Source organism: Streptosporangium sandarakinum, assembly GCF_050942225.1.
Classification (GTDB): domain Bacteria; phylum Actinomycetota; class Actinomycetes; order Streptosporangiales; family Streptosporangiaceae; genus Streptosporangium; species Streptosporangium nondiastaticum.
The window spans coordinates 6749820-6776741 of record NZ_CP192034.1; the positions used below are offsets into that span (position 1 = coordinate 6749820).

Here is a 26922-nt window from a genome sequence, read left to right on the forward strand (position 1 = left end):
CCGCCCGCCCGTGCCATCGGCGGGCCGCGCGCTCACCCCTGGACGCGCTGGATCGCGCCGTCGGGCAGCGCCATCACGGTGACGCCGAAGTCGTGGATGGTCGCCGCCAGTTCCTCGGAGGAGAGGCCGGGGGCCACCACGACCAGCGCGCCGCGCATGAGCGCCAGGCCGATCAGCGTGGTCGTGGCCAGGACGCAGGTCAGGGACCACGTCACCAGCAGAACGTCTGACTTCTCCAGGACCGCGAGCCGGTCGAGGACGTGCATCCGGCCGATGAGGTCCTCGTGGGTGAAGACCCCGGCGTCCTGGGTCAGCAGGGCGGGCTGGACCGACGGGTCGAGCAGGGGCAGCGGCCCGGGTTCCAGCAGCAGCAGGTCGGCGAAGTCGACGGTGTCCCGCGCCTGGCCGAACGTGATCACCTGCCGGACCCTGGACGCCTCGGCCGCCCGCAGCGACGCCTCCGCCAGCTCGGGGGTCGTGATGAGCAGCCGGGCGTCCCACCGGGCCAGCAGCGTGCCGACCTCCCCGCCTCCGGGGGCGACGGGGGCGGCCACGCCTCCCGCCGCGATGACGGTGTGCACCGCGAGGGTCTGCGCGGCGGCGTCGCCGACGTGGATCCCGGCCACCTGGCGTCTGCGGGCGCCCCGCCGGACCAGGCCGGAGGCGCCCAGCGTCACCTCGCCGGCGAGGCGGCGGTAGCCGTACACGACCCCGGCGCCGAGATCGATCAGCGCGGGCCGGTCACCCCGTTCGTACGCGCGACCGAACACCGCCTCGGTGACGGTTCCCCTGATGGAGGAGGTCGGTCTCATGGCGCCGACCGTAAGGCCGGTCTGACGGTCGGGGCATCGTTCGATGTATGTAGATGAGTGTGTATTCGAGATCACCCTTTCCGAGGGGGGCGGGCCCGAGCCCTGCGCGGCTCGGACCCGCTGTCGCGTGCCCCGTGGCCCCGAAGTCCCCACCCCTCCGAGGAGACCTCGGCCGACGGGCGGGACACGCGACGCCTCCGGTGTGCCCGGCCGTGACGCCGGGGATGGTGTGGGCCCGCCGCGCTCGTGCCCCTCGCCCCGACGGGACGATGCGGAAGGCCGGCCTCACCGGCCGGACACGAGGGAACCGTACGGCGGGCATCCGGGGCCGCGCATGCGCCGAACTGCGTATCCCGAGGTGTAGCCGTACGGCCACCGGCGTCCGCCGGGGTGTGTAGACGCGCTCCCCGGCCGCCGGAGCGCCGCGGGCGGGTCCCTCAGGCGCGGTTGTGCTCGATGACCCAGGTGGCGACCTGGGTGCGTGAGGAGAACCCCAGCTTCGCCAGGATGTTGGCCACGTGCCGGGCCGCGGTCGCCGGGCTGATCACCAGTTCGTCGGCGATGGCCTTGTTGCTCAGGCCGCGGGCCACCAGCTCGGCGATCTCCCACTCGCGGCCGGTGAGGGTGGTCAGCGGGGCGGCCACCGGGCCGCGGGCGGCCGCCGGCGGCCCGCCGGCCTGCTCGCCGTCCGGCTCGTCGTCCTGGAGGGCGTAGCGGATCGCCTGCTCCTGCGTCATCTCCTGGCCGTGCGCCCAGAGCTGGGCGACGAGGGCGTCGCCGAGGCGGGTGCGGGCGGGCTGGAGCAGCTCCTCCATCCGGGCGCCGAACCCCGACGGCAGGGAGGCGCCGCACATCGAGCCGCGGATCGCGGCGGAGGCGCCCGCCAGCCGTACGGCCCGGCGGTCGTCCTCCTCGGCCAGCGCGAGCTGCGCGAGCGTCTCGATCCGCCGGGCGACGCCGAGCCGCTGGCCGGTGCCCAGGCACAGCCGCAGGCTCTCCACCAGCCGGACGCGGGCGGTCGCCAGGTCGCCCTGGGCGAGGGCTATCCGGCCCAGCCCGGACAGGCAGGTGATCGTCTGCCAGTGCGAGGTGATGTCCTGCAGCAGGTCGAGGGCCTGCTCGTAGTAGGCACGGGCCTCGGCCAGGTCGCTGCGCAGCCAGGCGACCTGCGCCAGGCCGATGAGCGCGACCGGCTCGGCCCAGTGGTTGTCGAGCTCGTGGGCGATGGCCAGCGCCGCCTCGAACGACCGCTGCGACTCCTTGGCGCGGCCCTCCGACAGGGCGAGGGTCCCCTCCATGGAGCGGATCACCATCTCGTGCCAGGGGTCGTCCACCTTGCGCACGGCCTCCAGCGCCTCGTCGAGACAGGCCCTGGCCGCCTCCGGCCGCCGCTGGTAGATGGCCACCCAGGCCAGGATGGCGAGCGCCCCGCTCAGCGGCCCGTGCAGGCCCGTCGTCCGGCACAGCTCGGCGGCGGCGGTGCAGGCGACCTGTGCGGTGTCGGGGTCGCCCTGGCCGAAGGCCACCTGGCCGCGCAGCGCGAGGGCGTCGCCGCGCACCCGCGGGGACAGCAGCGCGGGCTCGGTCTCCAGCAGGCGGTCCAGCCATTCGTCGGCGGGGGTGAACCGGCCGCCGGCGATGGTCGGCCAGCGCAGCAGCACCAGCAGGCGCAGCGCGCTCTCGGGGTCACCGGTGTCGGCCGACCAGCGCACCGCCGCCCAGATGTTGGACTGCAGCTCGTCCAGCAGGACCAGCTGCGGGCAGATCTCCTCCCACGTGGGGCGGGGGTGGCGGACGATCAGCCGGTGGACCCGGTCGGCGATGCCGACCATGTGGTCGCGGTGCCGCTGCCGCAGCGGGCCCTCCTCGCCGGAGGCGTCGAGCTGCTCGGCGGCGTACTGGCGGATCGTCTCCAGCATCCGGTAACGCGTCTCGCCCGCGGCCGCCGCGTCGGCCAGCACCAGGGACTTGTCGACCAGGCCGCACAGCACGCTGAGAATGTCCTCGGCGCACAGCCCGTTGCCCGAACAGACCTGCTCGGCCATGTCGAGCGTCCAGCCGCCGGTGAAGACCGCGAGCCGCCGCAGCAGGATCCGCTCGGGCTCCTTGAGCTGCTGGTAGCTCCAGTCGACGGTGGCCCGGAGCGTCTGGTGCCTGGCGGGGGCGGTGCGGTCGCCGGCCGACAGCAGCCGGAAGCGGTCGCGGATGCGGGCGTGGATCTGCTCCACGGTCAGCGCCCGGCACAGGGCGGCGGCCAGCTCGATGGCGAGCGGCATCCCGTCGAGCGCCTCGCACAGGCTGGCGATCTCCGCGGTGTTCTGGTCGGTCACGGCGAAGCCACGCGAGGCGGCGCCGGCCCGGTCGACGAACAGCCGTACGGCCTCGCTGCCCGCCGGGTTCTGGGCGTCCGCCCCGGGCAGCGAGAGCGGCGGCACCCGCCACACCGTCTCCCCCGCCACCCGCAGCGGCTCACGGCTGGTGGTGAGCACCCGCACCTCGGGGCAGACGGTGAGCACCATGCGGCAGAACCGGGCGCACTCCTCGATGAGGGACTCGCAGTTGTCGACGATGAGCAGCAGCCGCCGGTCGGCGAGGGCGTCGATCAGCGTCTCGGCCAGCGGGCGCGACGGTTCGGCGCCGACGCCGAGCGCGGCGGCCACCCGGGGCACGATCTGGTCGCCGGGCACCGCCTCGGCCAGCTCCACCAGCCACACGCCCCCCGGGAAGCCGTCGGCCACCTGGGTGGCCACCCGGACCGCCAGCCTGCTCTTGCCGATGCCGCCCGCCCCGCACAGCGTCACCACCCGGGCGACGCCGAGCAGATGGGTAAGCTCCTCCACGTCGGCCTCGCGGCCGATGAAGGTGTTGGGTTCGAGGGGCAGGTTGCCCGCGGTGAGGGAGGAGTGCGCGGTGTCCTGTGTCATCGGCTCTTGGTCGCGGTGTCCTGGTCTCGGCGGTCGGTGGCATCCGGTGGTGCGTCGCGGGGCGGCCGTCACAGAAAGTGTGACACCAATTACCGTGCCGTGCCCAGGCTTAACACCATTTCGGATCTCCGGATCACCTGGCCGTATCCCCGCGCCGTCCCCACGTGAGGCCCGTGCGGTCGCCGGGGGGCACGGCCGATGAGGGGGACACCCTGGGGCTGACCCGTATAACGGTCATCGCTCTTATCCCGGCGGCGCGCCCGCATAACGGTCATCGCCCGCGCTCCCACGGCGGGCTCACACGACGGCCGCCGGCCGCGCCCGACGCGCGGGCGCGGGCCCGCGCACCGGGCGGTCTACTCCCCCGGCCCGTTCCGTTCCCCCCGGCCGGGGGGCGGAAGGACCGCGCGCATGACGGCCCTGGCGATCGGGGCCGCCACCTCGCCGCCGAATCCGCCGTGCTCCACGACGACCCCCACCGCGACCCTGGGGGCGTCGGCCGGGGCGAACCCGGTGAAGATCGCGTGGTCCTCGCGGGAGGCGGCGTTCTCTGCGGTGCCGGTCTTGGCGGCGACGTCGATCCCCGGGATCGCCGCCGCCGTGCCCGTACCACCGGGCCGGGTGACGGCGATCATCATCGCGGTCAGCCGGTCGGCCTCGTCGGCGCCGAGGACCCGTCGATACCTCGACGGCTGGGCGTTGCCGATCACCGTGCCGTCGGCGAGGCGCACCTCCTCCACCAGGTAGGGACGCATCAGCTCGCCGTCGCCGGCGATCGCGGCCGAGAACATCGCGATCATCAGGGGGGTCGCCCGGGTGTCGAACTGCCCCAGCGCCGACATGGCGGTCTGCGCCCGGTTCATCCGCTCCGGGTAGACGCTCATGGCCACCGGCATGGGCACGGCGAGGTCGGCGGCGCCGAACCCGAACGCCTCGGCCTGCTCGCGCAGCGCGTTCTGGCCGAGATCCAGGCCGATCTTCGCGAACGGGGTGTTGCAGGAGACCTTGAAGGCGTAGGCCAGCGAGGGGTGGCCGTCGCCGCAGGCCGCGCCGCCGGAGTTGCGCACGCGCACGCGGGTGCCGGGCAGGCGGAACGCGGCGGGCGCGCTGACGGCGGTGGCCGGGCCGTACCGCTCGGAGCTGAGCGCGGCGGCGGTCGTGACGACCTTGAAAGCCGAGCCGGGCGGGTAGGTCCGCTGGATCGCCCGGTTCAGCAGCGGCCGGCCGGGGGCCCTCTGCAGCCTCCGGTCGGCGGCGTCGAGCACGGCGGCGTCGAAGGTCGCGTACAGGTTCGGGTCGTAGGAGGGGTAGGAGGCCATGGCCAGGATCGCGCCGGTGTTCGGGTTGATCGCGACGACCGCCCCGGGCCGTCCGGTGGCGCGCAGCGCCCGGTAGGCCGCCCGCTGCGCGCGGTCGTCGAGGGTGAGCTTGAGGGTGGCCCCGCTGCGGATGCCGTCCATCAGCGAGCGCACCCTGACCTCGGGGTCGCTGCCGGACAGGGCGGGGTCCTCGGCCGCCTCGATGCCGGAGGAGCCGTAGAGCGAGAGGTAGCCGGTCACCGGCGCGTAGAGGGGGCCCCGGGGGTAGACGCGCCGGTACCGGTAGGTGCGGTCGCCGCTCCTGCGGCTGGTGGCGATCACCGTCTCGTCGCGGAGCACGATGTCGCCCCGGGGACCGTCGAAACGCTCGATCATGCCGCGCCGGTTGCGGGGGTCCCCGGCGAGCCGGTCGGCCCGGAACGCCTGGATGTAGGTGGTGTTGACGAGCAGGGCGAGCAGCATCACCTCGCACGCCACGGCGACGCGCCCGAGCGGAGCGTTCATCCGCCGCGCGCGCTGCGTCGCCACGGCCCTCATGGCCCTCCCCCCGATCCCCTTTCCGGTCTAACAGGCAGATCGGAAAGGGGCCGCCGCACAGGGGCAAAGCGGCCGTACGGCTTGCGGACCGCCGCCGGGACCCGCTCCGCGGCTCCTCACCGGCTCCCCGTCGGGGGCGGGAGACGGCGGGACGGGCTCAGTCCACCACGGACCGGTAGTAAGCGATCTTGGCGCGGATGGCCCGCTGCCGTTCCTGGAGGGTGGCGATCTGCGCCTCCACCCGCTCGTCGTGGGCCTCCAGCAGCGCGATGCGGTCGCGGACCGTGTGGTCACCGGCCCTGGCCAGCTCCGCGAAACGGACCATCTCCGCGATCGGCATGCCGGTGTCGCGCAGGCAGCGCACCATGCCGAGCCAGCCGATGTCCTCCTCGGAGAACCTGCGCTGGCCGGCCGCGTTGCGGCGGATCGACGACAGCAGCCCGATCCGCTCGTAGTAGCGCAGGGTGTCGAGGCTGAACCCGGTCTCCTCGACCACCTGGCCCGGGGTGTACACGCTCACGTCCGGCAGCATCCCACCTGGAGCGTGCTCCAGGTCAAGGCCGGGAGCCGGATTTGACCTGGAGCACGCTCCAGGTCGCAAGGTTGGGCCCATGACACGGATTCCCTTCGCCCTGGGCACCATTCCCTTCGGCACCGCCCTGGACGACCGGGCGACCTTCGCGATCCTCGACCGGTTCGCCGAGGCCGGCGGCACGATCCTGGACACCGCGAACAACTACCCGTTCTGGGTCGAGGGCGCGACCGGCGACGAGAGCGAGCTGGCCATCGGCCGCTGGCTGGCCGCGCGGGGCAACCGCGACCGGATCACGCTGAGCACCAAGTGCGGCGCGCGCCCCACCGTTCCGGGCGACCGTACCCTCGACTCGATCGAGGGCCTGTCCGCGGCCGCGATCCGCCCGGCCGTCGAGGGCAGCCTGCGCCGGCTCGGCACCGACCACGTCGACGTCTACTGGGCGCACGTGGAGGACCGGTCCGTGCCGCTGGAGGAGACGCTGGGCGCGTTCGCCGAGCTGGTCGAGGCGGGCAAGGTGCGGGAGATCGGCGCGAGCAACCTGCCGGCCTGGCGGCTGGAGCGCGCCCGCGCCGTGTCGGCGGCGCACGGCCGGCCGGCCTACACCCACGTGCAGCTCCGTCACACCTACCTGCGGCCCCGTCCTGGGACGCGGGTGCCGGAGGGCGCGCACGTCCTGGTCCAGGACGACATGACGGACTACCTCCGCTCGGAGCCGGGCCTGACCCTGTGGGCCTACAACACGCTGATGGCCGGCGCCTACACCCGCCCCGACCGGCCGCTGCCGGAGGTCTACGACCACCCGGGCACCGCCCGGGGACTCGCCGTGCTGCGCGAGGCCGCCGACGAGCTGGGCGTGACCGTCAACCAGGTGGTGCTGGCCTGGCTGATCGGCGGGGACGTCCCGACGATCCCGATCGTCGGCGTGAGCTCCCTGTCCCAGCTCGACGAGGCGCTCGGCGCGGTGGACCTCAAGCTCGACGACGAGCTGCGCGCCCGCCTGGAGGCCGCACGCTGAACCGCCCGGACCCCGTACGGCACGCCGCCCGGACGCCGCCCGATGGACGGGTGCGAGGCGGGCGGCCGCGGGGCCGGACGCGGCGGGCCGGGAGGGGCAGGCGGTCAGGTGCGGGGCAGGAGACCCGCGAGGTAGCGGCGGATCAGCAGCTTGCACTCGGCGATCAGGTCGGGGTCGCCGTCGGGCCGGGTGCGGAAGGCGAGCTTGAGGACGGCGTCGGCCGCCTCGACCGCGACGACGAGCGCGCGGTCGAGGCCCGGCCCGGCGGCGCCGCCCGCCTGCTCGACGACGAGGGTCCGGAGCCGGTCGGCCACGATGGCGTTGTTCTCCAGCGCCGCGTCGAGCATCCGCTCGGTCCCCCTGATCGCCGGGCCGCCGGGCGCGGACAGCACCTCGCCGAAGTCCACGATGCCGAACCCCGGCGTGGTGCGCTTCATGGCCACGAACTCGTCGACCGCCAGATCGGTCATCTCCGCCCAGTCCGACAGCGGGGCGGCCGACAGGCGGGCCACGATCCGGCCGAGGAAGGCGTCCAGGTTGCGCAGCGCGAGCGCGCGCACCAGCGCCTGCTTGTCGGAGAAGAACTGGTAGAAGGTCCCGATCGGCACCCCGGCCCGGCGCGCGACCTCCTTGGTGGTCAGTGCCTCGTACCCCACCTCGTCCAGCAGCCGCGCGCACTCGTCGAGCATCCGCTCGACGCGTTCCGCGCTGCGCCGCTGGGCGGGGCGGCGGCGCAGCGTTCCCCCGGCGACGTTCGTCATCGCTCCATCATCTCGCACACGGGGGGACCGGCGGTTAACATGAGCCGGACTCATACCACTCGGAGGTCAGGATGTTCCTTTGGGGTACGGCCACCGCTTCCTACCAGATCGAGGGGGCCGTCTCCGAGGACGGCCGGGGCGTCTCGGTCTGGGACACCTTCGCCGGCGAGCCCGGCCGCGTCCGGGACGGGCACACCGGCGAGGTCGCCTGTGACCACTACCACCGCTGGCCCGAGGACGTCGAGCTGATGGCCGGGCTGGGGGTGAACTCCTACCGCTTCTCCGTCGCCTGGCCCCGCGTCCAGCCCACGGGTTCCGGGCCGGTCAACCAGGCCGGCCTGGACTTCTACGACCGGCTGGTGGACGCCCTGTGCGCGAGGGACATCGTCCCGGCGGTCACGCTGTTCCACTGGGACCTGCCCCAGGAACTGGAGGACCGCGGCGGCTGGCTGGACCGCGACACCGCCCACCGGTTCGCCGAGTACACCGCGGTCGTGGCCGACCGGCTGGCCGACCGGGTGCCGATGTGGATCACCCTGAACGAGCCGTTCGTGCACATGGTCTTCGGCTACGCCCTGGGGACCCACGCTCCCGGCAGGACCCTGCTCCTCGACGCGCTGCCGGTGGCCCACCACCAGCTCCTCGGGCACGGTCTGGCCACGGCGGCGCTGCGCGAGCGGGGCGCCGGCCGGGTGCTGATCACCAACAACTGCACCCCGGTCCGGGCGGCCTCCGCGGACCCGGCCGACGTGGCCGCCGCGCACGCCTACGACACGCTGCACAACCGCCTGTTCAACGATCCCGTACTTCTCGGGAAATATCCGGATATGTCGGCGTACGGCGTGCGCCTCGACTGCGTCCGGGACGGCGACCTCGACCTGATCTCCGCTCCGCTCGACGGCCTCGGGATCAACTACTACAACCCCACCCGGATCGCCGCCCCCTCCGACGAGGGCCTGCCGTTCACCGACGCGGGGATCACCGGGTACCCCACCACCGCCTTCGGCTGGCCCGTCGTCCCCGACGGCCTGCGCGAGCTCCTGACCGGGCTCAAGGCCCGGTACGGCGACGCCCTGCCGCCCGTCTACGTCACCGAGAACGGCTGCTCCCAGCACGACGAGCCGGGCCCGGACGGCACGGTCGACGACCGGGCCCGCATCGACTACCTCGACGGCCACATCGCGGCGCTGGACCGGGCGCGCGCCGAGGGCGTGGACGTGCGCGGCTACTACGTGTGGTCCCTGCTGGACAACTTCGAGTGGGCCGAGGGCTACCACCAGCGCTTCGGGCTGGTCCACGTCGACTTCGCCACCGGGCGGCGCACCCCGAAGGCGTCCTACCACTGGCTCCGGGAGCGGCTGGCGGAGCGGACCGGAGCGGACGCCGGCTCCCGGGAACCCTGACGGCGGTCCGGCCGGTCGGCCGTCCGGGCGCCCGGATGGCCGACTGGCGGACACTCGAAGGCCGGGCATCCGGACGCCCGGACGCTCCAGGACCCGGACGCCCAGGTGCTTCAGGGGAAATATCCCTTTTTCTCTACCCGGAGGGGTGTTTTCTGTACGGCCCATGGCCGTTCGAGTAGGCTCCTTGATCACCGGTGCCGCGGGCGCGGGAGGCGTCCCGTGAAGGCCACCGGGAAGGGTGCCGGGCGAATCCGCGCCGCCGCGTACGCCCCGGACGGTCGTGTGGAGGTGCATCATGGCGGATCCAGACAAGCGTCTGGCCGAGGACCACAGCTGGCTGGAGTCCCAGTGGCCCGGGCTGGAGGTCAAGAAGGACCAGACCGAGCACAACCCCACAAAGATCAAGAACTGTGTGACGGAGCTCCAGGACATCCTGGAGCGCATGCAGGGCAGCGAGAAGGGCTCGTTCGGCACCGTTTCGGCCAAGACGAACGTCATGACGCTGAGCGCCCTGGCCAAGGACTGGCCGGCGGGCAAGGCCCTCGGTGAGACCCTGGAGAACGGCAACCGGGAGTTCACCCAGGTGTACCAGGAGGTCATCCAGAAGCTCCAGGCCGCCATCCTGCTGCTCCAGAGCGGGGCCGGCACCTATGACGGCGCCGGCCTCGCCAATGGCGGAACGAAGAGCGTCTAGGAGACCGGGATGGACATCTCCAAGAAGACCCACATGATCAAGACCAGCTGCTATGACTTCTCCGTCAGGGGCGACCAGCCGGTGGCCAGGGTCAAGCAGATCATCGAGACCCTGGACGGCGAGTCCATCAAAAACGCCGGTACCGCCTACCTGGACGCCTGCTCCCTGCTGGCGGAGTGCCAGCGCGCGGTCGAGAACGTCAGCAAGACCCTGGCCGAGTGCTGGAACGACAAGGCGTCGGTCGAGGCGCAGACCGCGCTGCGGTACATCCACGCGACGGCGCGCGAACTCTCCAACAAGGGCAACATGATGGGCCGCCCCCTGGAGTCGCTCGGCGACGCCCTCCCCGCCTACAAGGAGACCGGCGAGGGCGGGTTCGCGCCCTCGTGGAGCGAGAACACCTTCACCTTCAACGACGACGTCTCGGACTTCTACGACACAAAAGACGGCGTCCAGTGGGGGTCGCAGAACCAGCTCGCCAAGGAGCACCTGGAGAAGCTCAACGCGGAGATCCAGAAGTGGCACACCCTGCTTCCCGACTCCCTGCGCAAGGAGCTGCCGAGGATCGAGCCGCCGACCGTGCCCACCCCGCCCTTCCCGACCGTGGACTACCCCGGCGGGTACCCGAGTGCGGGACCGTACGGCCCCGGCGGGACGGGACCGTACGGCGCGGGGCCCTACGGGAACGGCCCGGACGGGACGGGACCGTACGGCACCGACCCCTTCGCCACCGATCCCAACGGGACCGGCCCCAACGGGACCGGTCCCAACGGCACGGACCCCGACGGGAGCGGAGACCTGCCTCCGGGCGCCTACCCCGGTGACGGCGGCACCGGGCTTCCGGGGCAGAACGGGCCGGGTGCGGGGATGCCCGGGGGTGCGGGCGGGAACGGCACCGGCCCCACCGGCGGCCTGACCGACCCGTCCAAGGGCCTGACGGACCCGTCCGGGAATCTGACGGACCCGTCCCGGAACCTGACCTACCCCGCCGGATACGACGCCGGCAACGCGCGGACCACCGACCTGTCGTCGTTCCAGCCCCCGCAGGGCTACGACGGCATCGGGAATCCGAACCCGAACAACCCGAACCTGTCCGGCCTGAACACCTCCACCGGCACCTCCCCCTACGCCTCTCCCACGTACACGGGTTCGCCGACGAACACCGGCACGGGGACAGGCACCGGCACCGGTGGGATCGGCTCGTCCGGGTCGTTCGGCACCGCCGGAGTGCGCGCCGCCGCGCTGAACGCCGCCGAGGGCGCGGCGGGCAGCGGCATGTTCATGCCGCCCATGGGCGCCATGGGCGGCGCCGGTGCGGGCGCGGGCGAGCAGGAGCAGGAGAGCGGCAGCAACCTGTGGGAGCACGACGACGTGTGGGGCGCCAACGACCACGAGGGCGCCGTCGACGGCCACATCGGCAGCGTCTGACGCCGTCGCCGGGCCGCCCGCCGGACGGGCGGCCCGGCGGCGCGGTCAGAACACCGAGACGTGGACGTGGTCGTAGTGGTTGGCGGTGACACCGCCCCGGTCCGACATCATCCGCCAGCCGCCGCCTGAGCGGACGTCGTAGTAGCGCTGCTGCCAGATGAGGTACATCACGCCGAGGCGCGCGCCGTTGTCGATGACCCACTGGGCCAGGCGGTCGCCGCGTTCCTTGTCCGCCGGGGACGGCATCCGGCCGCCGCCGCTCATCATGAAGTCGCAGGCCCGGCCGCTGCCGTGATCGCCGGGGTCGCCGGAGCGCAGGCAGCCGTAGCTGTAGGGCATCGGGAAGTTCCGGAGGACCTCGTTGCGCACGGTGACCATGCGGGGGGTGAGGCCGTCGCTGCCGGAGGGGGTCTCGAAGCCGTACTTGGCCAGCAGCCCCTCGATCCGGACCCGGTCCTTCTTCAGTTTGGCGATGTCGGCCTTCAGCGCGGCGACCTTCTCGTCGGCGGTCTTCTCCGCCTTCTCGGCCTTGTCGATCAGGTCCTGGAACCGGCTGAGCTGGTTGGCGCGCAGGCCGGCGAGATAGGACATGGTGGCGGCGCCGCCCAGGGCGGCCGAGACGTCGCCCTGGAAGCTCAGCAGGTTGTCGCCGTCCAGCGGGACGCTCATGTAGGAGGTCTGGGCGAAGCGCACCACGTCGGCCCGGGCGGCGGCCAGTGACCTGCGCAGGCTCTTGACGCTCGTGGTCGCCTTGCCGGCCCGCACGCGGATGTCCTCCAGGCTCTGCACCTGGCCGCGGTACGCCTTGTCGAGCCGGTCGGCCTCGCGGGTCAGCCTGCGCAGCTCGGCCTCGGGGTCGGGCTTGGCTACGGCGGGGACGGCGGCGGCCCCGGCGGACAGGAAGGGTGTCAGGAGCAGGGCGGCGAGCAGGACGACGAGCACGGCCGGGCGGCTCCGTCTCACGCTTCGCTCACCTCCAGAGCCGCACGGACGGAGCGAAACTATAGAAGGTGATCTTTTAAATCGCCACCGGAACGGTCGAACTCCGCCTCACCGGCGCATCGCCGCCTCGCCCCCCTTGCCATCAACGGCAGAACATGATTCCGTCTCACCACCGGGAGGGCCCTCGGCGACAGGAGGCAGGACGACATGCGCCAGCACGACACGCTGTTCATCGGGGGCGACTGGGTGACCCCCGCCGGCACCGGGACCATCGACGTCGTCTCGCCGCACACCGAGGAGGTCGTCGGCCGCGTTCCCGACGGGACCGCCGCCGACATGGACCGCGCGGTGGCCGCCGCCCGGCAGGCGTTCGACCACGGCCCCTGGCCGCGCATGACGATGGCCGAGCGCGCCGCCGTCGTCGGCAGGCTCGCCGAGATCTACGCGTCCCGGCAGGAGGAGATGGCCGAGCTCATCACGATGGAGATGGGCTCGCCCATCACCTTCTCCCGGATGGCGCAGGCCCCGCAGCCGCTCGGCATGCTGCAGTACTACGCCGAGCTCGGCCGCACGTTCCCCGTGGAGGAGGAGCGCCCGGGGACCTTCGGCCCGGTGACCGTGCGCCGGGAGCCGGTCGGCGTGGTCGCCGCCGTGGTGCCGTGGAACGTCCCGCAGTTCGTCATCATGATCAAGCTCGCCCCCGCGCTCGTCGCGGGCTGCACGGTCGTGGTCAAGCCCGCCCCCGAGACGCCGCTCGACTCCTACCTGCTGGCCGAGATGGTCAAGGAGGCCGGCATCCCCGACGGCGTCGTCAACATCGTCGCCGCCGGGCGCGAGGCCGGCGAGCACCTCGTCTCCCACCCCGGCGTGGACAAGGTCGCCTTCACCGGCTCCACCGCGGCGGGCCGGCGCATCGCCGCGATCTGCGGCGAGCAGCTCAAGCGGTGCACCCTGGAGCTCGGCGGCAAGTCGGCCGCGATCATCCTGGACGACTGCGACCTGCCCTCGGCGATGGGCTTCCTGTCCATCGCCACGCTGATGAACAACGGCCAGGCGTGCGTGGCCCAGACCCGCATCCTGGCCTCGCGCAACCGCTACGACGAGGTGGTGGAGGCGGTCGCCGGGATGGTCCGCGCCATGCCGGTCGGCGACCCCGCCGACCCGGCCACCGGCATCGGCCCGCTGGTCGCCGAACGGCAGCGGGAGCGGGTCGAGAACTACATCAGGATCGGCATCGACGAGGGCGCCAAGCCCGTCCTCGGCGGCTTGGAGCGGCCCCGCGACCGGGGCTGGTACGTCGCCCCCACGGTCTTCGCCGGGGCCACCAACGAGATGCGCATCGCCCGCGAGGAGATCTTCGGCCCGGTCCTGACGGTGATCCCGTACGAGAACGAGGACGACGCCGTCCGCATCGCCAACGACAGCGACTACGGCCTGCACGGCACGGTGTGGACCGCCGACCCCGAGCACGGCGTGGAGATCGCCCGCCGGGTGCGCACCGGCTCCTACGGCGTCAACCTCCTGATGATCGAGAACAGCTCGCCGTTCGGCGGGTACAAGAGCAGCGGCCTCGGCCGGGAGCTGGGCCCGGAGGGCCTCGCGGCCTACCTGGAGTACAAGTCCATCGCCCGCCTGGGCTGAGCCGCCACTGAGCCGCCGCCGACCCGGCCGTGCCGTACGGCTCTGCGGAAAACCGTACGGCGCGGCCGGAAGCGTGGATGGCCGGCCCAGCGCGCCCCCGCGTCGCTGGACCGCCGCCGCTGCGGTGGAGCATGCCCCACGTGCCCCGGCATGCGGGTCTACGTGCCCCTTGGACGTCTCCCGGCGGGTTCAACCCATCCGTTCTAGGTAGACGTCATTCATCCGAGATTGGTTCGTGAAATCCGGCAAAGTTTTTTCGGAGCTCCGAACCCGGCCCGGCGGTGTCGCCCGGGGCCGCCCCGGTTTTGGCGTGGAGGACCTCGCGGGCCTGCTCGGCGGCGCGGAGGAGGTTCTCGGTGATGAAGTCGTGGAACCGGGCGACGTTCTCCAGGCGGACGGCGGCCGGAGTGCCGGGGCCGAGGATGGCGACGCCCTGCCGCGCGGTCTCGATGAGCTGGTCGTTGGCCCGGGCGCTGCGGATCATCGACTGGTACCACAGGTCGTCGTCGACGACGTAGCGCTCGCGGCGGCGTTCGTCGCGTTCCCGGCGGACGAGGTCCAGGCCCTCCAGGAACGTGATCGCCTTGGAGACGGAGGCGGGGCTGACCTGGAGGCGCCGGGCGAGCTCGGAGGCGGTGAGGCTGCCGGCGTCGGTGGTGTAGAGGCAGCCCAGCACCCGGGCCATCATCTTGGGCAGGCCCGAGATCATGAAGACGGTGGTGAGGGCCTCCTGGTAGTCGCGCACGGCCTCGGCGTCGCGCCCGTAGGGCTGGGGGACCGACTCCGCCTCCCGGGGCGCGGCCTGCCCGCGCCGGTGGGTGCGCCGCTGGGTGGCGCGGTGGGCCAGGTCGGCGCGGTAGCCGGTGGGGCCGCCGTTGCGCATCACCTCACGGGTGACCGTCGAGGTCGGACGGTCGAGGCGGCGGGCGATCTCGGCGTAGGCGAGGCCGTCGGCCAGCCCCAGCGCGATCTGCTGGCGGTCCTGCTGGGTGAGCCTGCCTCCCGGCATCACGCCTCCTTTCGTGCCCCACGGGTGCTCCGTGGGGGTGCCCGGTGTTTCCCGACGCCTCCACCATAGCGTTCTCCTTCAGTCCATTGCAACGCAGGATCATCTCATCGTTGCGTTATGCGAGAGAACGTTGCAATGATTTCTCTGCTACTACCTGCATAAATGTTGCTCTTAAGCAAAGATCTTGTTGCATGAATTCGGAAAGCAACGTAGCTTTCTCGTTGTCGGAAACAACGAGCCGCAAGCACGAGGGAGCACACGATGCACACGTTCGACACCCCCGCCCCGATCTCCGCCGTCCTTCACATCCCCGCCGGACGCGTCCGGCTCATCGCCGCCGACCGCGCCGACACCACGGTCGAGGTCCTGCCCGCCAACGCCTCCAAGAGCCGCGACGTCAAGGCGGCCGAGCAGACCACGGTCGAATACGCCGACGGCGTCCTGCGGATCGAGACCGCGGTGAAGAACCAGTACCTCGGCCCGACCGGAGCCGTCGAGGTGACGGTCAAGCTGCCCGCCGGATCCCAGGTCGAGGCGAAGACGGACGCCGCCGAGCTCCGGACCGTCGGCCGCCTCGGCGACGTCGCCTTCGAGGGCGCGTACCACCAGATCAAGCTGGACGAGACCGCGAGCCTTCGTCTCACCGCGACCGACGGCGACATCGAGGTCGGCCGGCTGGGCGGCCCCGCGGAGATCAGCACCGCGAGGGGCGACATCACCATCGCCGAGGCCACGGGCGGCACGGTCGTGCTCCGCACCCAGTCCGGCGACATCTCGATCACCGCCGCCGCCGGCGTCTCGGCCGCCCTGGACGCCGGCACCACCCTCGGCCGCATCGCCAACGGTTTCAAGAACGACGGCACCGTCGAACTCGACGTCCACGCCACCACCACCAGCGGCGACATCACCGCCCGCAGCCTCTAGCCGTCCCGACCCGGCGGAGTCACGTTCCGCCACCCGTCCGTCCGACGCGTTTCACGTCACATTCGAAGGAGCACACCATCATGTCCGTCACCCCCACCGGCCAGGACGAGTTCACCGCGCGGACCGGGCAGGACCGCCCGGAGCTGCGCAAGATCATCCAGGAGATGGTCGACTCCGGTTTCGTCGGAGTTCGGCTGCGAGTACACGACGAGCGGGGCGAGTGGGCCGCCGGCGCCGGAGCGAGCGAGCTGGGCGGAGCCGAGGAGCCGCCGGCCGACGGGCACGTCCGGATCGGCAGCAACACCAAGACGTTCACCGCCACCGTGGTGCTGCAACTGGTGGCCGAGGGTCGGATCGGACTGGACACCCCGGTGGACGACTACCTGCCCGAGTTCGGGATGGACCGGCGGATCACGGTGCGGATGCTGCTGCAGCACACCAGCGGGGTGTTCAACTTCACCGGCGAGTACTTCGAGGACGGCACGTTCGTGCCGGGGATCCCCGCCACCCCCGCGGGCAAGGAGTGGGTGGACAACCGGTTCCGCAGCTACCGGCCGCAGGAGCTGGTACGGCTGGCACTGTCCAAGCCGGCGAGGTTCGAGCCGGGCACCGACTGGAGCTACTCCAACACCAACTACGTGCTGGCCCGGCTGCTGATCGAGAAGGTCACCGGCCGCCCGGTCGCCGAGGAGATGCAGCGCCTCATCCTGGGGCCGCTCGGCCTGACGGGCACCGTCCAGCCGACCACCGAGCAGGACATCCCCGCCCCGTACGCCCACGCCTACTACCGCTACGAGGAGGACGGCCAGACCCGGACGGTCGACGTCACCCGGCACAACCCCTCCTGGATCTCCAGCGGCGGCGACATGATCTCCACCGCCCGGGACCTGCAGACGTTCATCTCCGCGCTGGTGGGCGGCAGGCTGCTGCCGGCCGAGCTGCTGGCCGAGATGTTCACGCCGGAGTCCAAGGCCGGCTACGGCCTGGGGGTGTTCGTGCAGGAGGTGCCGGGCGGCGGCACCGTCATCACCCACAACGGCGGCATGGCCGGCCACGCGGCGCTGATGTACAGCACGCCCGACGGCGGCACGACCCTGACCGCCGCGCTGAACTACGTGGACGACACCGCCATGTCCGCGGGTGCGGCGTTCCAGCAGGCGACGCAGCGGCTCGTCGCCGAGGTGTTCGGCGGCGGCCAGGCCGACGCGGCCGACCCGGCCCGGTAGAGGGGGCCGGGCACCGCGGGCTCGCCTCACGGGCCCGCCCGCCGGCCCCCGGCGGGTCCCGTACGGTCCCTCACCGGTGCGGCGAGCCCCCGGCGGGTACCGGCCGGCTCCTCACCGGTGCCGCTCGACCACCTCAAGGGTCTGGTGGGCGATCTCCAGCTCCTCGTCCGTGGGGATCACCGCCACCCGCACCGGGGAGTCGTCGGCCGAGATGATCCGCTCCCCGCGCGCGTTGCGGCCCGGGTCGAGCACGATGCCCAGCCGCTCCAGTCCGGTCAGGGCCCGTTCCCGGACCGGCGCGGAGTTCTCCCCCACGCCGCCGGTGAAGGCGATCACGTCCACCGAGCCGAGCACCGCGTAGTAGGCGCCGACGTACTTGCGCAGCCGGTGGCAGTAGACCGACATGGCCAGCTCGGCGGCCGGATCGCCGGCGGCCAGCCGCTCCTGCACCGCGCGCATGTCGTTGTCCCCGCACAGGCCCAGCAGGCCGGAGCGCCGGTTGAGCAGCGTGTCGATCTCCTCCGGGGACATGCCCGCGGTCCGGACGAGGTAGAGGAGCGCCCCCGGGTCCACGTCGCCGCTCCGGGTGCCCATGACCAGGCCCTCCAGCGGGGTCATGCCCATCGAGGTGTCCACGCAGCGCCCGCCGGACACCGCCGAGGCGCTGGCCCCGTTGCCCAGGTGCAGCACGATCACGCCGGCCGACGGCGTCCCGGCCAGGCGGGCGGCCTCACGCGAGACGTAGGCGTGCGAGGTGCCGTGGAAGCCGTAGCGGCGTATCCTCCACCGCTCGGCCACCTCCCGGTCGATCGCGTAGGCCGCGGCGGCCGGGGGGATCGTGGCGTGGAAGGCGGTGTCGAAGACCGCCACCTGCGGCAGGTCGGGCCGGAGCCGCCGCACGGCCTCGATGCCGGCGAGGCCGGCCGGGTTGTGCAGCGGGGCGAGCGGGATCAGCTCCTCGATCTTCCCGACCACGTCGTCGGTGATCAGGGTGGGCTCGGTGAAGGTGACGCCGCCGTGCACCACCCGGTGCCCGACCGCGGTCAGCTCGGGCGAGTCGATCCCCAGGCCCCGCCCGGCCAGCTCGGCGCCGATCAGCTTCAGCGCCGCCTCGTGGTCGGGCACCGGGGAGCCGGGCTCGCCGATCCGCTCCACCGTCCCGGACGCCAGCCGCTCGTCGCCCTCCAGCAGCCGGTACTTCACCGAGGAGGATCCGCTGTTGACCACCAGTACGCGCCCCACCGCTCCCTCTTCCCTCCCTGCTCCGCCCGCCGCCCCCGGCTCCTGCCGGAAGTCCCCGGAAGCCTCCGGGAAACGCCCACCGGGTTCTCCCGCGCCGCCGCGCGGCCCGGTGCTCACCTGCCCGCCGTACGGCCCGCCACGCCCTGTCCGACACCTTCCTGGGCCTGGATGGCGCCTTCCTGGGCCTGGATGGCGGTGATGGCGACCGTGCTGACGATGTCGGCGACCAGCGCGCCCCGCGACAGGTCGTTCACCGGCTTGCGCAACCCCTGCAGGACCGGTCCGATCGCCACGGCCCCGGCGGAGCGCTGCACCGCCTTGTAGGTGTTGTTGCCGGTGTTGAGGTCGGGGAAGATCAGTACGGTGGCCCGCCCGGCGACCTCGGAGCCCGGCAGCTTGGCCGCGGCGACCCGGGGGTCCACGGCCGCGTCGTACTGGATCGGCCCCTCCACCAGCAGGTCCGGCGCCCGCGAGGCCACCAGGGCGGTGGCCTCGCGGACCTTGTCCACGTCGGCGCCCCGGCCGGAGGCGCCGGTGGAGTACGACAGCATCGCCACCCGCGGCTCGACGCCGAACCGCCTCGCCGTAAGGGCCGAGGAGATCGCGATGTCGGCGAGCTGCCCGGCGTCCGGGGCGGGGTTGATCGCGCAGTCGCCGTAGACGAGCACCCGGTCGGCCAGGCACATGAAGAACACCGACGAGACGATCGAGGTGCCGGGGACCGTCCTGACGATCTGGAAGGGGGGCAGGATCGTGGCCGCGGTGGTGTGCGCGGCGCCGGAGACCATGCCGTCCACCATGCCGCGGTGCAGCATCATCGTGCCGAAGAAGTTGACGTCGCCGATCACGTCGCGGGCCCGCTCCAGGGTCATCCCCTTGTGCGCCCGCAGCGCCGCGTACTCCTCGGCGAACGGCTCGCGCAGCGGGGAGGTCAGCGGGTCGACGACGGTCACGCCGGACAGGTCGAGGCCGAGGGCGCCGATGCGCCTGCGGACCGCCTCCTCCCGCCCCAGCAGGGTGATGTCCACGATGCCGCGGCGCAGCAGGACGTCGGCGGCCTGCAGGACGCGGTCCTCCTCCCCCTCCGGGAGCACGATGTGCCGCCGGTCGGCGCGGGCCCGCTCCAGCAGGGTGTGCTCGAACATCATCGGCGTGATCCGCTCGGAGCGGGCCAGCTCGATCCGGTCGGCCAGGTCGGCGGTGTCCACGTGGGCCTCGAAGTGGCCGAGCGCCGTGTCGATCTTTCGGGGGTTGTCGGCGGTGAGCCGGCCCTCCAGCCCGGCCAGCGCGGTCGCGACGGTGAAGCTGTCCGCGGCGGCCGACAGCACCGGCAGCCCCGGCGCGAGGCCGGTGGTGAGGGCCTTGACCGCCTCGGTCGGCTTCTCCCCCAGGGTCAGCACCACGCCGGACGGCCTGGCCGTGCCCGCCGCCTCCGCCGCGGCCGAGGCGAGCAGCAGGTCGGCGCGGTCGCCCGGGGTGATCGTCAGCGCCCCGTCGGCCAGGTGTTCCAGGAACAGCGGGAGCATGGCGCCGCCGAAGACGAACCCGAACACGTCGCGGCGCAGCCCGTCCTCGTCGCCCTGGACGTGCTCGGCGTCCACGGCCTGCATCACCTGGCCGACGGTCGGGGCCGACAGCGACGGGTGCTCGGGGATGGCGTAGCAGGGCACCGGCAGGCCGGGCCGTACGGTCACCCCCTCGGGCACCCGGTTGGCGACCACCGCGAGCACCGTGCCACCCAGGTCGGTGAAGACCTGATGGGCGGTGCGCATCTCCATCTCGGCCTCGTCGGCGCGCTCGCCGTGCGCGCCCACCACCACGATCACCGGCGCGCCGAACTCGGCGGCCAGGCGCGCGTTGAACGCCGTCACGGGCGGCAGGACCTCGGCGTCGAACGAGGCGCCCAGCACCAGCAGCGCGTCGCACTCCGGCTCCAGCGTGTGGAAGTGGCCGACCAGCCGGCTGACGAGCTCCTCGGCGCCGTGCCGGGTGTAGACCTCGGCGGCGGCCGCGGCCGTCATCCCGACCGCCGAGACCGCGGGGCGGTAGCGGGCGGTGAGCAGTTCGAGGGTGCGATCCTCCCCGTCCCGGGAGATCGGCCGGAACACCCCGGCCCGGCCCACCCGGCGGGTGAGCAGCTCCATCAGGCCGAGCTCGACGATCTGCCTGCCGTCTCCGCGGCCGAGACCGGCCACGTAGATGCTCCGCATGGGCGCCCGCCCCTCCCTTCGGCACGGTGCCTCGCGACGCCTCACGACGCCTCGCAAGACCCATAAGACTCATAAGACTCGTAAGAGGAGTAAACACCCTCGGTAATCAGGTCCTGGCGCTGACCCATGCGCCGATCCGGCGGATCAGCTCCGGCGTGGCCGCCGTCTCGGCGTGGCCGAACCCGGGTTCGAGCCACAACTCCCTGGGGTCGCGGGCGGCGCCGTAGAGCTGCAGGGCGTGCTCGACGGGGAAGAAGGAGTCGGAGTCGCCGTGCACGACCAGCAGCGGCGTCGGCGTGACCGTCGCGGCGGCCTCGTAGGGCGCCAGCGGCACCGGGTCCCAGCCTCCCTTGCGGATCCGGGTGCCCCGGCCCAGCCGCGTGGCCCAGCGGCCCAGCCGCCGCTCGATCGCCCAGTGCACCTGCCGCATCGGCTTGGTGCCGCGGTAGTACCACCGGGCCGGGGAGCTGATCGAGACCACGGCGTCGACCCGCCCGCGCCCGTCGCCGAGCGCGGCGTTCACGAGCTCCGGGCCCGGCCCGCCCCGGCCGGGGAGCGGCGCGTCGCCGTCCAGGCCCACCGGCCCGTCCATGACCGGGCTCAGCACAGCGGCTGCCTCCAGGCCGCCGCCGGCACCGCTCAGCAGCCCGTCCCCGGCCGGGCCCACCATGGCCCCGCCGGAGCGCGTCGCGCCGCGCAGCCCCGCGTGCCGCACGACCACGGCGCCGCCCATGGAGAACCCGACGGTGGCCACGCGGGTGTATCCGATCATCCTCGTGTGCCGTACGGCGGCCTCCAGGTCGAGGACCTCCAGGTCGCCGACCGTCGACAGGCCCCCGGAACGGCCGTGCCCGCGGAAGTCGAAGGACACGACGCCGCCGAACTCGCTGAGCACATGGGTGATCCGCCGGGTGGTGAGCTCCCTGAGCGAGCCGGTGAACCCGTGCGCCACGACGATTCCCAGGTCCGCCGCGCCGCGCGAGGGCGTGTGCGCGGCGTCGATCCGGACGTCGTCCTCGGTCATGAACATCGCCGCGAAGGATGGCGCGAAAGACATGTTTCGAGCTTAGAACCTGAGGTCAGGACTCCTTCCCACGGCCGAGGCCTCACGACGCGCGGGGCGCGGGACGCCCCGCGGCGCCGGGGATCCCGGCCCCGGGGATCCCCGGCCTCGGGGAACGCCGGGAGGCCGACGCGGGCAACGGCTCCGGGACGGAGCCATGGGGGTTTCCCGCCCCGGGTCAGCCCCTGGGGATGACGAGCTCCGTCGATCGTCCGTACGCCGACACGGTGACCCGCGGCCAGCGATTCCCGGCCGGCCGCGCGACCGCCCACGGCGGCACCGCGGCGACGGTGATGCCGTACTCCTCGATGAGCGCCCGGCACTCGCCCGGCGTGGCGCCCGGGGCCGCGACGACGTGCGCCCCGCCCATCAGCGCCAGGTCGAACAGGACGGCCTGGGCGCGCGGCTCGGTGGTGACGACGAGCACGCGGTCACGCTCCCTGAGCATCGCCTCCGGGGCCAGCCGCCGCAGCTCCGCCACCACCCCGGCGTGGCTGATCACCCGGCTGCCGTCGAAGGTCAACGCGGGCGCCTCCGCGCCGCCGCGCGACCGGACGGCCGCGCCGCGCCGGGGCGGAACGCCCGGCCCGCGGCTCGGCGGCGCGCTCGGCCCCCGCTGGGGCGGCACGCTCGGCCCGCGCCGCGGCTGGGCGCCGGGGTCGCGCTGCGGCGGGACCACGGGTCCGCGGTGCGACGGGGCCCCCGGGCCGTCGGGCCGGGGGGACGCCACCTCCTCCAGGGTGAGGATCTGCCGGACGCGGGAGTCGCCGGCGACCCGCATCGACCACTCGGCCTGCGCCCGGTCGGTGATCATCATCCGCGCGCGGCTCGCCGCCAGGCACTCGTAGAAGACGTCGCGGTCCAGGTCCGCCGCGAGCGGCACCACCAGCGCCCCGGCCGCCGCGGCGGCGTGCACGGCGAGGGGGAAACCGGGCCCCGGGGGGAGGCGGACGACCACCCGGTCCCCGGGCGCGACGCCGCGGTCGCGCAGTTCCGCCGTCGCCGGGCCGATCCGCCCGGCGAGCGCGGCGTAGGAGAGGACGTCGCCGGTGGCGGCGTCGGTGACCGCGGGTCGCTCCCCGCGGTGCCCGGCGGCGCTCAGCACCACATCGGTCCAGGTCGGCATAAGATCACGATAGAAACTCAGGTCCTCCCGCGCATGGTCAGGAATATGCAGACGGCTGACCATTTCCCCGGCGCCCGCATTGTCTCCCCGGCGGTCTCCCCGAGGTCCGTGGCGCGTCCGGCCGGGAATCCCCGCCGGTAGGAGCGGCCTTCCGGCCACCGGACCGGATCCCTCCGCCCGCGGAGCATCGCGGTGAGCGTGAGAGGGATCGGCGGCATCACCTAAAATAGGTAGGCCGCACGTTCGGCGGCCAGCCTCCACGATCAAAGAGTGAGACTCCACCATGCCTCTGAACAGCCGCGACGACCTGCGGAACATCGCGATCATCGCGCACGTCGACCACGGCAAGACCACTCTCGTGGATGCCATGCTCTGGCAGTCCGGAGCCTTCCGGGCCAACCAGGACGTCGACGACCGCGTCATGGACTCCAACGACCTCGAACGCGAGAAGGGCATCACCATTCTCGCGAAGAACACCGCCGTACGGCACGGCGGCATGACCCTCAACATCATCGACACCCCCGGCCACGCCGACTTCGGCGGCGAGGTCGAGCGCGGCCTGTCGATGGTGGACGGCGTCGTGCTGCTGGTCGACGCCTCCGAGGGCCCGCTGCCGCAGACCAGGTTCGTGCTGCGCAAGGCGTTCGCCGCGAAGATGCCGGTCATCCTGTGCATCAACAAGGTCGACCGCCCCGACGCCCGCATCAAGGAGGTCGTGGACGAGGTCTACGAGCTCTTCATGGACCTCGACGCCACCGAGGATCAGATCGACTTCCCGATCGTCTACGCCTCGGCCAAGGCCGGCCGCGCCTCGCTGAACCGTCCCGAGGACGGCGGCCTGCCCGACTCCGAGGACCTGGAGCCGCTGTTCGAGGTCATCAAGGAGACGATCCCCGCCCCGACCTACGACCCCGACGCCCCGCTGCAGGCGCACGTCACCAACCTCGACGCCTCGTCCTACCTCGGCCGGATCGCGCTGTGCCGGGTCCACCAGGGCGTCATCAAGAAGGGCCAGCAGGTCGCCTGGTGCCGTACCGACGGCAGCATCCAGCGGGTGAAGATCACCGAGCTGCTGATGACCGAGGCGCTGGAGCGCAGGCCCGCCGAGGAGGCCGGGCCCGGCGACATCATCGCGATCGCCGGCATCCCGGACATCATGATCGGCGAGACCCTGGCCGACCCCGACGACCCGCGTCCGCTGCCGCTGATCACGGTGGACGAGCCCGCGATCTCGATGGTCATCGGCACCAACACCTCGCCGCTGGTCGGCAAGGTGAAGGGGGCCAAGGTCACCGCCCGCATGGTCAAGGACCGCCTGGACAAGGAGCTGGTCGGCAACGTGTCGCTGCGCGTCCTGCCGACCGAGCGCCCGGACGCCTGGGAGGTGCAGGGCCGCGGCGAGCTGGCGCTGGCCATCCTCGTCGAGCAGATGCGCCGCGAGGGCTACGAGCTGACCGTCGGCAAGCCGCAGGTGGTCACCAAGACCATCGACGGCAAGGTGCACGAGCCGGTCGAGCGCCTGACCGTCGACTGCCCGGAGGACTACCTCGGGGCCGTCACCCAGCTCCTGGCCGTCCGCAAGGGCCGCATGGAGCACATGACCAACCACGGCACCGGCTGGATCCGGATGGAGTTCGTGGTCCCGGCCCGCGGCCTGATCGGCTTCCGGACCGAGTTCCTGACCGAGACCCGGGGCACCGGCCTGGTGCACCACGTCTTCGAGGCGTACGAGCCGTGGTTCGGCGAGCTGCGCACCCGCAACAACGGTTCGCTGGTCGCCGACCGCTCCGGCCCGGTGACCGCGTTCGCCATGCTGAACCTGCAGGAGCGCGGCGTGCTGTTCGTGTCGCCGGGCACCGAGGTCTACGAGGGCATGATCGTTGGTGAGAACTCGCGCTCCGACGACATGGACGTGAACATCACCAAGGAGAAGAAGCTCACCAACATGCGCTCCTCCACCGCGGACGAGACCGAGAAGGTCATCCCGCCGCGGCAGCTCTCCCTGGAGCAGGCGCTGGAGTTCATCCGCGAGGACGAGTGCGTGGAGATCACCCCCGAGGCGGTGCGCATCCGCAAGGTCGTCCTGGACGCCGCCACCCGGGGCCGTTCCGCCGCCCGCGCCAAGCGCAACGGCTGACCCCCTCGGCCCCCGCGGCTCCCGGGCGGGGCGCGGTCCTTTCCCCTCCCTTTCCCGGCGGCGTGATTGTCACCTGATCTTCGAGGTAGGAGACTCGCAGGGCGCTCCCCGCACGACGGGGAGCGGACGAATTCGGGGGAGATCATGCTTCGTGAAGTCCATTTGACGCTGGCCCTCGCGCTCGGGGCGGGCGCGGCGACCGTGGCCGCCGCTCCCGCGCCCGGCCCGTCGGGCACCGCGCCGCCGGCGCGCCCGTCGGGACCGGCCGGCGAGCCGTCGTCGGGCCCGTTCGGCGGCCAGGTCGGCGCCACCATCAAGGACGCCGACGGCCGGGCGGTCGGCATGCTGCGCATCGCGGGGGCCGACTCCGACAAGCCCAGGGTCGTGGTCGTCGTCAGCGACCTGACCCCGGGGCAGCACGGCTTCCACATCCACGCCAAGGGCGTCTGCGACCCCAAGTCGACCGATCCGGCGACGGGCAGCCCGTTCTTCAGCGCGGGACCGCACTTCGACCTGGACTCCGAGGCCCACCCGTACCACTCCGGCGACCTGCCCGACCTCATGGTCGGTAAGGACGGCACCGGCCGGGCCGTCCTGGTGACGGACCGCTTCCGGGTGCAGCAGCTCTTCGACGCCGACGGCAGCTCCGTCGTCATCCACGCCCTGTCCGACAACCACGCCAACATCCCCGACCGCTACCACAGCGGGCAGGGCCAGGGCGGGCCCGACGCCGAGACGCTCAAGGCCGGCGACTCCGGCAGGCGCGTCGCCTGCGGCGTGATCGAGCGCTAGCGAAGCGACCGCCCGCCCGCGTGGTCCGGGAACGGCGAAGCGGCCGCCACGCCGGTCCGCGGTCAGGCACCGGCGCGGCGGCCGTCCGCCCGTTCCGGTGGCGACGCGGACCGGCGGGCGGTCACTGGTCGCGTTCCCGCTCGCTGTAGCCCACGCCGGGGCGGAGCGGCTTGCCGTACAGCTCCGAGACCGTGACGAATACGAAGCCCCGGCGGGTGAGTTCCTTCAGGATCCGGGGGGCGGCGTCCACCGTGGTGCGGTGGATGTCGTGCATGAGCACGATCGACCCGGGCTTGATCGCGGTCGCGCGCCGCGCGACGACCGGGGTGACGCGGTCGCGCCAGTCCAGGGTGTCCACGTTCCACAGGATCTGGGCCAGCCCCATGCGCCGGGCCACGGCCGCGACCCTGCCGTCGGTGGCCCCGTACGGCGGGCGCATGAGGGTCGCCCGGACGCCGGTCCTGCGCTCGATGACGTTCTGGGTGCGGGCCAGCTCGGCCCGGACCGCGCTCTCGGACAGGGCGGTGAGCTGCGGGTGGCTCCAGGTGTGGTTGCCCAGCTCGTGCCCGTCGCGCACCATGCGGCGCAGCGCGCCGTCGGCGTTGGCCAGGACCATCCCCCCGACGAGGAAGAAGGTGGCCCTGGCGTGGTGCCGGGCGAGGATGTCGAGCAGCCTCGCGGTGTCGTGCCCGGGGCCGTCGTCGTAGGTCAGCGCCACGCACTTGGCCTTCCCGCAGTCGATCTTCTGCCTCGGGGGCGGGAGGGGGTAGCCGCGTCTGGGCCAGCCCGGCTGGATCCCGGCGAGCTTCAGGGCGAGTTCGGCGGGATCGACCGGCCGGCGGCTGGGGGCCGCGGACGGGGTGGGCGCGGGTCCCCGGGTCTGCGCGCGGTGGACGGGGACGGCGCACGCCCCGGCCGACAGGAGAAGCGCCACCGGGACGATCCATCGCCGCATGCCCGCCGCCCTCCGAAAATCGCCGCGGGGCGAGAGGTGATCCTGGACCGCGTCTCCCCGCACGATCTCGGCCAGTTCCTCCCACCAGGATGGGACATCGACCGGCAATTCAATGTATCGACGCGCCCTTAGGGCGCATGTCGGCGACAGGTGTACCCGGTCGGCGGCGGCACCCCACCTGTCCTCCCGGCCACGGACGCCTACTGGCCGGGCGTCCCCCGGGGCGC

At 72.9% G+C, this 26922-nt stretch carries 21 protein-coding genes; 9 read left to right on the top strand and 12 right to left on the bottom strand.

Going from position 1 to position 26922, the window contains the following annotated elements; translation table 11 throughout:
- Positions 1-32: 32 nt before the first annotated feature.
- The 4 genes from ACQP10_RS31010 to ACQP10_RS31025 form a co-directional block, all read right to left on the bottom strand.
- On the bottom strand, positions 33-812 hold the full coding sequence (locus tag ACQP10_RS31010; RefSeq protein ID WP_346019294.1) for an AMP-binding protein: 780 nt from the start codon (positions 810-812) through the stop codon (positions 33-35).
- Positions 813-1249: 437 nt separating this feature from the next.
- Positions 1250-3736, bottom strand: coding sequence for an ATP-binding protein (locus tag ACQP10_RS31015; RefSeq protein ID WP_433540207.1), 2487 nt, complete (start codon positions 3734-3736; stop codon positions 1250-1252).
- A gap of 356 nt (positions 3737-4092) precedes the next feature.
- Positions 4093-5592: a peptidoglycan D,D-transpeptidase FtsI family protein gene (locus tag ACQP10_RS31020; protein WP_399500204.1), complete on the bottom strand. Its 1500-nt coding sequence runs from the start codon at positions 5590-5592 to the stop codon at positions 4093-4095.
- 157 nt (positions 5593-5749) lie between these two features.
- Entirely contained in the window at positions 5750-6112 is a 363-nt protein-coding gene (locus ACQP10_RS31025; RefSeq protein WP_312873491.1) for a MerR family transcriptional regulator, read from the bottom strand.
- 91 nt (positions 6113-6203) lie between these two features.
- Between ACQP10_RS31025 and ACQP10_RS31030 the strand changes: the two genes are divergently transcribed.
- Positions 6204-7142, top strand: coding sequence for an aldo/keto reductase (locus tag ACQP10_RS31030; protein ID WP_346019291.1), 939 nt, complete (start codon positions 6204-6206; stop codon positions 7140-7142).
- Positions 7143-7246: 104 nt separating this feature from the next.
- Here the strand turns inward: ACQP10_RS31030 and ACQP10_RS31035 are convergent, their stop codons facing one another.
- Complete coding sequence (locus ACQP10_RS31035) at positions 7247-7903, bottom strand: TetR/AcrR family transcriptional regulator (RefSeq protein ID WP_433540208.1); 657 nt, start codon at positions 7901-7903, stop codon at positions 7247-7249.
- 71 nt (positions 7904-7974) lie between these two features.
- Between ACQP10_RS31035 and ACQP10_RS31040 the strand changes: the two genes are divergently transcribed.
- From ACQP10_RS31040 to ACQP10_RS31050, 3 genes are all read left to right on the top strand, one after another.
- Positions 7975-9306, top strand: a complete 1332-nt coding sequence (locus tag ACQP10_RS31040; RefSeq protein ID WP_433540209.1) for a GH1 family beta-glucosidase — start codon at positions 7975-7977, stop codon at positions 9304-9306.
- 295 nt (positions 9307-9601) lie between these two features.
- On the top strand, positions 9602-10000 hold the full coding sequence (locus ACQP10_RS31045; RefSeq protein ID WP_179824740.1) for a hypothetical protein: 399 nt from the start codon (positions 9602-9604) through the stop codon (positions 9998-10000).
- Positions 10001-10009: 9 nt separating this feature from the next.
- Positions 10010-11428, top strand: a complete 1419-nt coding sequence (locus ACQP10_RS31050; RefSeq protein ID WP_433540210.1) for a hypothetical protein — start codon at positions 10010-10012, stop codon at positions 11426-11428.
- 45 nt (positions 11429-11473) lie between these two features.
- Here ACQP10_RS31050 and ACQP10_RS31055 read toward each other — a convergent pair whose 3' ends face one another.
- Positions 11474-12391 carry a coiled-coil domain-containing protein gene (locus tag ACQP10_RS31055; RefSeq protein ID WP_433540211.1) on the bottom strand — a complete coding sequence of 306 codons (918 nt, stop codon included), beginning with the start codon at positions 12389-12391 and terminating at the stop codon, positions 11474-11476.
- A gap of 186 nt (positions 12392-12577) precedes the next feature.
- Here ACQP10_RS31055 and ACQP10_RS31060 point away from each other — a divergent pair, with 186 nt between their 5' ends.
- Positions 12578-14011 (top strand): aldehyde dehydrogenase, encoded by a 1434-nt coding sequence (locus ACQP10_RS31060; RefSeq protein WP_346019286.1) that lies wholly within the window; start codon positions 12578-12580, stop codon positions 14009-14011.
- 214 nt (positions 14012-14225) lie between these two features.
- Here the strand turns inward: ACQP10_RS31060 and ACQP10_RS31065 are convergent, their stop codons facing one another.
- Complete coding sequence (locus tag ACQP10_RS31065; RefSeq protein WP_346019285.1) at positions 14226-15020, bottom strand: GbsR/MarR family transcriptional regulator; 795 nt, start codon at positions 15018-15020, stop codon at positions 14226-14228.
- 261 nt (positions 15021-15281) lie between these two features.
- Here ACQP10_RS31065 and ACQP10_RS31070 point away from each other — a divergent pair, with 261 nt between their 5' ends.
- A complete protein-coding gene (locus ACQP10_RS31070; protein ID WP_346019284.1) occupies positions 15282-15944 on the top strand; it encodes a DUF4097 family beta strand repeat-containing protein in 663 nt (220 codons plus the stop codon).
- 80 nt (positions 15945-16024) lie between these two features.
- A complete protein-coding gene (locus ACQP10_RS31075; protein WP_433540212.1) occupies positions 16025-17170 on the top strand; it encodes a serine hydrolase domain-containing protein in 1146 nt (381 codons plus the stop codon).
- Between the two features lie 111 nt (positions 17171-17281).
- Here ACQP10_RS31075 and ACQP10_RS31080 read toward each other — a convergent pair whose 3' ends face one another.
- From ACQP10_RS31080 to ACQP10_RS31095, 4 genes are all read right to left on the bottom strand, one after another.
- Entirely contained in the window at positions 17282-18412 is a 1131-nt protein-coding gene (locus tag ACQP10_RS31080; RefSeq protein WP_433540213.1) for an acetate/propionate family kinase, read from the bottom strand.
- A 113-nt stretch (positions 18413-18525) separates the two neighbouring features.
- Positions 18526-20622 carry a phosphate acetyltransferase gene (gene pta / locus ACQP10_RS31085; protein ID WP_433540214.1) on the bottom strand — a complete coding sequence of 699 codons (2097 nt, stop codon included), beginning with the start codon at positions 20620-20622 and terminating at the stop codon, positions 18526-18528.
- 106 nt (positions 20623-20728) lie between these two features.
- Positions 20729-21679, bottom strand: coding sequence for an alpha/beta hydrolase (locus tag ACQP10_RS31090; RefSeq protein ID WP_346019280.1), 951 nt, complete (start codon positions 21677-21679; stop codon positions 20729-20731).
- Positions 21680-21863: 184 nt separating this feature from the next.
- A complete protein-coding gene (locus ACQP10_RS31095) occupies positions 21864-22811 on the bottom strand; it encodes an AMP-binding protein (RefSeq protein WP_346019279.1) in 948 nt (315 codons plus the stop codon).
- Between the two features lie 283 nt (positions 22812-23094).
- On the opposite strand from ACQP10_RS31095, the gene typA reads away from it, so the two are divergent.
- Both typA and ACQP10_RS31105 read left to right on the top strand, forming a co-directional pair.
- Positions 23095-24948 (top strand): translational GTPase TypA, encoded by a 1854-nt coding sequence (gene typA / locus ACQP10_RS31100; RefSeq protein WP_179824756.1) that lies wholly within the window; start codon positions 23095-23097, stop codon positions 24946-24948.
- Positions 24949-25092: 144 nt separating this feature from the next.
- Entirely contained in the window at positions 25093-25740 is a 648-nt protein-coding gene (locus tag ACQP10_RS31105) for a superoxide dismutase family protein (protein ID WP_346019278.1), read from the top strand.
- A gap of 121 nt (positions 25741-25861) precedes the next feature.
- On the opposite strand, the gene ACQP10_RS31110 is transcribed toward ACQP10_RS31105, so the two are convergent.
- Positions 25862-26695 carry a polysaccharide deacetylase family protein gene (locus tag ACQP10_RS31110; protein WP_346019277.1) on the bottom strand — a complete coding sequence of 278 codons (834 nt, stop codon included), beginning with the start codon at positions 26693-26695 and terminating at the stop codon, positions 25862-25864.
- Positions 26696-26922: the final 227 nt, after the last annotated feature.